Below are 6,551 nucleotides of genomic sequence, written 5' to 3'. Positions count from 1 at the left end.
GCGCGGCCCGGCCGGCTGCCGGCCCACGAACCTCAACCACTCTCGCCGCTTTGCGGCCCTGGGCCTCCCGCTCTCCGCGCCAGCCGCCGGGCGTGTTGCGTGGCCGGAGTCGGAGCGCCAGCGGAGCGACGGACGCGCGCCCAGGCGGCGGCGCGTGCGGCCCGTTCAGGGCCGCCTTGATAGACGTACAGAAAGTCCTCCCACACCGCCGGCAGCCGCCCGTCCCACCTCTATCCGGCGACATCACGGCGGGTTGACCTGTCGCCACGCGGTGCTACTCTGGCGCTCGTCGAGCACCCAAGCGCAGCCGTCCTAGCCGGATCGCTGGACTCGACTTCGGAGATGGCCGAGCGGCCTTCTCGCCGCTGATGCGGGTCACGTCCCGCCGGCTCCCGATCGCACCGGCCACCACGCCGGTTCTCCGAATCCGCTGAGCGGCCCAGCACGGCCTTCCCTGCCGTCCACGATGGCCCGGATTCGCACACCTACACGGCTGGGGCAGCCTGCGGCGACCGCTCGGATGCCGACATCCCAGGCTCCCCACCCGTGCCGGCCTTCGTCACCAGCTCGACGAGCGTGAGAGGAACACGACCATCGGCGGGACGTGGCACCACCACGAACCCGCCTTCCGGCGTCAGCGGCCCTCCCGGCGGTGCCAGGAGACACGACGAACACCACCAGCGGACCAACGTCCACGGCTGGTGGTGCTTCGCCTCCCGTCCCTGCCACCCCCGAAGGAGAAGACCGTGTCCACCCCGCTCACCCTGTACCGGCCCGACCCCGCCGTCGGCCGGATCGCCCAAGCCCTGCACCGCGCCGCCACCCCGGAGTTCTCCGGCTGGCTTGAGCACACCGCCGCTGCCGGCGGCTGCGCCCGCCCAATCCGACTCACTGGCACCATCGCGGCCGTCGAGGCGACCACGGGCCGCATCACCGGCCGACTCCGGACCGACGAGCTGCCCGACCGAGCGCTCTACAAGGCGTGCGGCAACCGCCGCGAATCGCAGTGCCCGGACTGCGCCTGGGTCTACGCCGGTGACGCCTACCAGGTCGTCCGCTGCGGCCTGACCGGCGGGAAGGGTGTACCCGACTCGGTCGGTCGACACCCGGTCGTCTTCGCCACCTTCACCGCCCCGTCCTTCGGCGCGGTCCACCACCGGCACGTCGCTCGCCACACCTGCGCCGCCCGGCAGCGCTGCGACTGCCGGCCCGCTCCCTGCCACGCCCGAAGTGCCGCCGGCACCTGCCAGCACGGACAGCCCGCGGCGTGCTTCGCCCGCCACGACACCGACGATCCGCAGCTCGGGCAGCCGTTGTGCCTGGACTGCTACGACCACGAGCAGCACGCCGTCTGGAACTACTTCTCCGGCGAGCTGTGGCGGCGCACCAAGCAGGCCATCGAACGTCACCTCGCCGCACTGTGCCGCCAACGCGGCATCCCCTTCGTCCAGGTCGTCACCGGCTCCGGCAAGGTGCGCCGCTTGCCACCGGTCCGGGTGTCGCACCGGCAAGGTCGCCGAGATGCAGCGAAGGGCGGCCGTGCACTTCCACGCCCTGCTGCGCCTCGACGGTGTCGGCCCTGACCCGGATGCTCTCGTGCCGCCGCCGGCAGGCATCACCGTCGACGACCTGGAAGCCGCAGTCCATGCCGCCGCGCGGCAGATCGTCGTCACCACACCTCCGCATCCCGACCGTCCGCAGGGCTGGGTGGTGGCCTGGGGTGAGCAGGTCGACGTACGACGGATCACCACCGCCGACGGCGAGTTGACTGACGGCAAGGTGGCCGCCTACCTGGCCAAGTACGCCACCAAGGCCACCGAATCCACCGGGCGCTCCTTCACCCGGCTCACCCCGGCCACCATTGACGACTACGCCGATCCGGAAGGCGACCACCTCGCCCGCCTCATCGACGCCTGCTGGCAACTCGGCAGGCCGCCGGCACCGACACCGCCAGCGGCGCCGCAAAGGCCAGCGACCGGGCAGAGACTGGTACTGGTTCAGTTCTCGCGGTTCGGGTCGCCGAGAGCCTCCCACTCCTCAGGTGTACTGGGAAATGGCTGCCAGTACGGCAGATAGAACGGCCGCCACGTCGGAGTGACCATCGAAAACGACTCCAGCTCCGGGTCCGCGAGCATGCGGTAGACGAACTCCGTCATGGACATGTCGAACCGGTGCCACGGGTGGGGTGGGTCGTGCCGAGCGATCACGGGCCACCGATCAGATTCCACCGAGCGGTCCGCCAGCCAGAAGTACTGACCCCCGGACGAGTCGTGACCCCATTCGATCAGCCCGGATCCCTTGTCGGGCCTGTACAGACCGTGCGGGGCGTACAGGCGCGCGGCGGAATCGTCATCCTCGCTCATCCAACGTCGGCTGGAGTTCCACCACCCGAGCAGCGAAGTCGAATCGTGCTCGTCGTTCGGTCGCAATAGGTCAAGGACACCCATGAACAGGCCTGGCACGAACCGCCGGCACAACTCCTTGAAGTCGCTGGGCAGCGTGACGTCGAGCTCGGCCTCCGCCTGCTCCCAGCCGGCACCGCCCTCAGACTCATGGCGCCACCCGGTCACGTCGATGATCCGGTCGATCCACGTCAGCTGACCATTCACGGCCGGCAAGGTAACAGCACAGGCGGACGTCTCCTTGCCTAGTCGTCACCCGCCCGCTGACCATTGCTGTCCTTCACTGCCTTACGACAGCAGAAAGGCCACCTCCCGAACTCGGGAAGCGGCCTCTGACCTGTGCGAACTGAGAGTGGGCGATGCTGGTATCGAACCAGCGACCTCTTCGGTGTGAACGAAGCGCTCTCCCACTGAGCTAATCGCCCTCAGCGCCACTGACTCTACCCGATCGTGGAACCGGACCGGAAATCCGGGGTCAGTGCGTCGCGAGGTAGTGCATCGCCTTGGCCACGACGTCGATGCCGAGGCTGTACTTGAGGGACAGCCATACCACCGTGGCCACGAAGACCAGGCCGACGGAGCCGAGCACGATTCGCACCAGCAGCGACTGTCTCGTCACCCAGCGTGTCCATCCGTGGACGTGGCGGCGGGTGAAGCCGAGCAGCCGGCGGGCCCAGTGGTATTCGACGGCCCAGATGCCCAGGCCGGCGATCACCAGCAGCCAGCCCGGCCCGGGGAGCGGGATGAGGGCGATGCCGATGGTCACCACCAACGCCCCGGCGATCGCGATGAAGATCTTGAGTGCGATCCGGCCGGTGGGGTTGCCGCGGATGAGTTCGAGGGTCAGCGAGATCCGTTCGCGCCAGCGGGGGCGCCGCGGCCGGTCCTGCACGGCGACTCCGGCACCGGTGTCGCTACCGCGACCAGCACCGGTGCCGCCACCACGACCGGCGCCATCACCACCGGGACGACCGGCGTCGGACGCCGGCCGACCGGCCCGTTCGGGCTGCTCCATCGGCACTCCGTACCCCCGCTTTTCGGCTGCTCGGACCGCGACTTTCGGCGGGCCGGGCGCCGCCGTCGGATCCACTGAGGATTGCTTCGTCACCATTTCACCCCCCAGTGTCGCTCGGGCCCGTCACTGCAACGGCCGACTGGACGTTACCGGAGTAAGTCGACGACTGAGCCACCCGATACCGGGCGGGATCACGCACTGGGCAGAACCGGAAATCCTACATGAATGCTCACATTCACGCGGCCTTTCCGTCCCCCTTCCCACCACTGGGTGAAGTCAGCGTATGGCGGAGCGTAGCCAGGAGTAGCACCTGAGTATGGGAAAAGCGGGACACGCGCGTTCCGCAGCGGTGCCGGGGGGAGAACGTCCATGAGTGTCATCCGACCGACGACCGTAGAGGTCGAGACGTCGCTAAGGCTCGTCGCACCTGACGCCACCGCCTTGCCGGTGCGTGCCAGTCTGCGTTACGACCCTGCTGACCCGTATGCGGTCCATGTCCTGTTCCATGCCGAATCGGCAGGGGGCGAGGCGGTGAGTTGGTCGTTCGCTCGCGAACTTCTGGTCACCGGCCTGGACGAGCCGGCTGGCATCGGGGATGTGCGGGTCTGGCCCTGGGCCACACCGCGCGGCGACTTCGTCGCGCTGGCCCTCTCGTCACCGGACGGCAACGCCCTCTTCGAGGTGCCGCGCAGCGTCCTGGTGCGTTTCCTTCGACGGACCTACGTCGTCGTCCCGCGCGGCCGTGAGGCCGAGCACCTGGACGTCGACACGGCGGTGAACCGGCTGCTCGCCGGTCGCTGACCGCCCGAACGGGCAACACCGGCCACACCGGGGCCGCGCGGATCTGCCGAGTCCGCGCGGCCCCGGCACACAGCCAGGGGGTACGCGGACAGTCCGCCCCCGGGTCGGCCGGTGCTCAGCCGTGCGTGGTGATGCCGCCGTCGACGGGAATGACCGCGCCGGTCAGGTACGCGCCGGCGCGCGACGAGAGGTAGATGGCCGTGCCGGCCATGTCCTCGGGGCGTCCGATGCGGCCCAGCGGCACCTGCTGCTCGATGGCGGCCCGGCTCGCCGGGTCGTCGAGCGCGAACGCCATCATCTTGCTCTCGAACGGGCCGGGCGCGATCGCGTTGACGGTGATCTGCTCACCGGCGAGTTGGTGGGCGAGGCTGCGGGTGAGCATGTGCACGGCCGCCTTGGTGGCCGAGTACGCGTACACCTCCATCATCGGCACCCGGATGCCGTCGATCGACCCGATGTTGATCACGCGGGCCGGGTCGTCGGCGCTGGCGGCGGCGCGCAGCGCCGGCAGCAGCGCGGTGGTGAGCCGGAAGACGGCCTTGACGTTGACCGCCCAGAGCTTGTCGAACGCGGCCTCGGGGTAGTCCTCCAGCGGCGCGCCCCACGTCGCGCCGGCGTTGTTGACCAGCACGTCGAGGCGGCCGAAGCGCTCGCGCACGGCGGCGGCGAGCGTCTCGGCGCCGGCGTCGTCGCTGAGGTCGGCGGGGATGGCCTCGCAGCGGCCCTCGGCGGAGAGAGTGGTGGCGACCGCCGCGCAGACGTCCGCCTTGCGGGACGAGATGATCACGTGTGCGCCGGCCCGGACGAAGCCCTGGGCGATCATCAGCCCGATCCCCCGCGAGCCTCCGGTGACCAGGACCGTCTTACCTTCGACCGAGAACAGCTGCGTCATGCCCATCCCATCGCGAGTCGGCGGGGGCCGTCGGTCGGTCGGATGGCCGGCGGATACCGGGCGGGCCGCGGACCGACGGCGCTACCGCCGGGTAACGTAGCCCGGCCGCCGGGACCGCGACAAGCCCGTGGCGCGCCGCGGATTCCGCGACGAACGTCGATCGGGATGCGGTGACCTGCGGTTCGGGCTACCGTCGCAGGCGATGGTCTCCACCGATCCCTCCCCCGCGCCATCGATCGGAACGGCGTCTCCCGTCACCGACGAGATAGCCACGTTCGCGCTGGCCGATCTTGCCGGCGACCCGGGCTGGCGTCGGCCGGTGATCGTCGAGCGGGAGCTGTTGATTCTCACCACCCGTGGGCACGGCGACGCGGAGCTCGACTTTCACCTGCTGCCGTGCCGGCCCGGCACGCTGCTGCGGGTCCGCCCCGGCCAGGTGCTGCGCTGCGCCGGCCCCCAGTTCGACGCCACAGTGGTCGCCTGGGATCCGGAGGCGCTGCGCGGCTTCGACGTCGACCTGGCCACGACCGCGACCTGGCGGCAGTTGGCCGGTGAGGACGAGGACGCGGTGATCAGCGAGGTAAGCCAGTTGGCGGTGGACTGTCGGCGGCACCCCGACGGCCCCACCGCCCGCGCGCTGCTCCGGCACCAACTGGCCGTGCTGCTGCTGCGGCTGGCCGTGGCCCACGCCGACCGGTCGCCGTCCCGACCCGAGGACGAGACGTTCCACCGGTTCCGCCGCGAGGTGGAGCACGGCTACTCGTACACCCGGCGGGTGGAGGACTACGCGGCCGAGCTCGGCTGCTCGGTGCGGACCCTGACCCGGGCCTGCCTGGCCGTCACCGGTCGCAGTGCGAAACAGGTCATCGACGAGCGGGTCGCGTTGCAGGCCAGCCGGTTACTCGCCGCGACGGATCAGCCGATCGCCCAGATCGGCCGGCGGCTCGGCTTCTCCGAACCCACCAACTTCGGCCGCTTCTTCACCCGCGAGGTCGGGGTCAGCCCCGGCGCGTTCCGGGCCGCCCGGGACCAACCGGCGGCCGGCCGGGTGGTCCGGCCCCGACCGCCGGCCGAGTCGACGGGCACCAACGGCGGCCGATTCCGCCCCGGCACCCCCGGCGAACCCGCCAACAGCGGGCACGCCACCAGACCCGGGCCGCCCGCCGGAGGGCCGGGCGGCACCGGCCGGGCATGATGGCAGGGTGCAGATCTCCGCGCGCGGCGACTACGCGGTACGGGCGGCGTTGAGCCTCGCCACCGCGTACCCCTCGCTGCTGTCCACCCAGGCCATCGCCGCGGAGCAGGACATGCCCCGCAAGTTCCTGGAGGCGGAGAAGGGAAGAGAAGACGTCTGAAGTAGAGTAACGGGGCCTGAGTCTGTGTGCGGTGAGGGGGTCGAAAAAAAAAAGAGAGTTGAGGAGGAGGGAGAGAGGGAGAACGG

6 protein-coding genes, 1 tRNA gene and 1 pseudogene are annotated in these 6,551 nt (G+C 70.5%); 4 read left to right on the top strand and 4 right to left on the bottom strand.

Annotation, left to right across the window (positions count from 1 at the left end; translation table 11 throughout):
• Positions 1-746: 746 nt before the first annotated feature.
• Positions 747-1,941, top strand: a pseudogene (locus tag PSH25_RS20045) (replication initiator); the annotation flags it as partial.
• 56 nt (positions 1,942-1,997) lie between these two features.
• Here the strand turns inward: PSH25_RS20045 and PSH25_RS20040 are convergent.
• The 3 genes from PSH25_RS20040 to PSH25_RS20030 all read right to left on the bottom strand — a co-directional run bounded on the left by PSH25_RS20040 (position 1,998) and on the right by PSH25_RS20030 (position 3,513).
• Complete coding sequence (locus tag PSH25_RS20040) at positions 1,998-2,570, bottom strand: hypothetical protein (RefSeq protein ID WP_238660549.1); 573 nt, start codon at positions 2,568-2,570, stop codon at positions 1,998-2,000.
• A 185-nt stretch (positions 2,571-2,755) separates the two neighbouring features.
• Positions 2,756-2,827, bottom strand: a tRNA-Val gene (locus PSH25_RS20035).
• 50 nt (positions 2,828-2,877) lie between these two features.
• Positions 2,878-3,513, bottom strand: a complete 636-nt coding sequence (locus PSH25_RS20030) for a PGPGW domain-containing protein (RefSeq protein ID WP_238660548.1) — start codon at positions 3,511-3,513, stop codon at positions 2,878-2,880.
• A gap of 273 nt (positions 3,514-3,786) precedes the next feature.
• Between PSH25_RS20030 and PSH25_RS20025 the strand changes: the two genes are divergently transcribed.
• Positions 3,787-4,218, top strand: a complete 432-nt coding sequence (locus PSH25_RS20025) for an SsgA family sporulation/cell division regulator (protein ID WP_007457244.1) — start codon at positions 3,787-3,789, stop codon at positions 4,216-4,218.
• 115 nt (positions 4,219-4,333) lie between these two features.
• Here PSH25_RS20025 and PSH25_RS20020 read toward each other — a convergent pair whose 3' ends face one another.
• Positions 4,334-5,110 carry a glucose 1-dehydrogenase gene (locus tag PSH25_RS20020; protein ID WP_238660547.1) on the bottom strand — a complete coding sequence of 259 codons (777 nt, stop codon included), beginning with the start codon at positions 5,108-5,110 and terminating at the stop codon, positions 4,334-4,336.
• Positions 5,111-5,312: 202 nt separating this feature from the next.
• Between PSH25_RS20020 and PSH25_RS20015 the strand changes: the two genes are divergently transcribed.
• Both PSH25_RS20015 and PSH25_RS20010 read left to right on the top strand, forming a co-directional pair.
• On the top strand, positions 5,313-6,305 hold the full coding sequence (locus PSH25_RS20015; protein ID WP_238660546.1) for a helix-turn-helix transcriptional regulator: 993 nt from the start codon (positions 5,313-5,315) through the stop codon (positions 6,303-6,305).
• A gap of 7 nt (positions 6,306-6,312) precedes the next feature.
• A complete protein-coding gene (locus PSH25_RS20010; protein ID WP_238660545.1) occupies positions 6,313-6,465 on the top strand; it encodes a hypothetical protein in 153 nt (50 codons plus the stop codon).
• Positions 6,466-6,551: the final 86 nt, after the last annotated feature.

Origin of the sequence: Micromonospora foliorum (genome assembly GCF_022229015.1) — a bacterium.
Lineage (GTDB): Bacteria > Actinomycetota > Actinomycetes > Mycobacteriales > Micromonosporaceae > Micromonospora > Micromonospora foliorum.
Note: the sequence above shows the minus strand (reverse complement) of the source record. Positions and strands in the feature narration are given on the sequence as shown.

Bases quoted from the DNA above. Each gene is read 5' to 3' on its own strand.
- PSH25_RS20025 (WP_007457244.1), top strand. From the start codon at position 3,787: ATGAGTGTCATCCGACCGACGACCGTAGAGGTCGAGACGTCGCTAAGG.
- PSH25_RS20020 (WP_238660547.1), bottom strand. From the start codon at position 5,110: ATGACGCAGCTGTTCTCGGTCGAAGGTAAGACGGTCCTGGTCACCGGA.
- PSH25_RS20015 (WP_238660546.1), top strand. From the start codon at position 5,313: ATGGTCTCCACCGATCCCTCCCCCGCGCCATCGATCGGAACGGCGTCT.
- PSH25_RS20030 (WP_238660548.1), bottom strand. From the start codon at position 3,513: ATGGTGACGAAGCAATCCTCAGTGGATCCGACGGCGGCGCCCGGCCCG.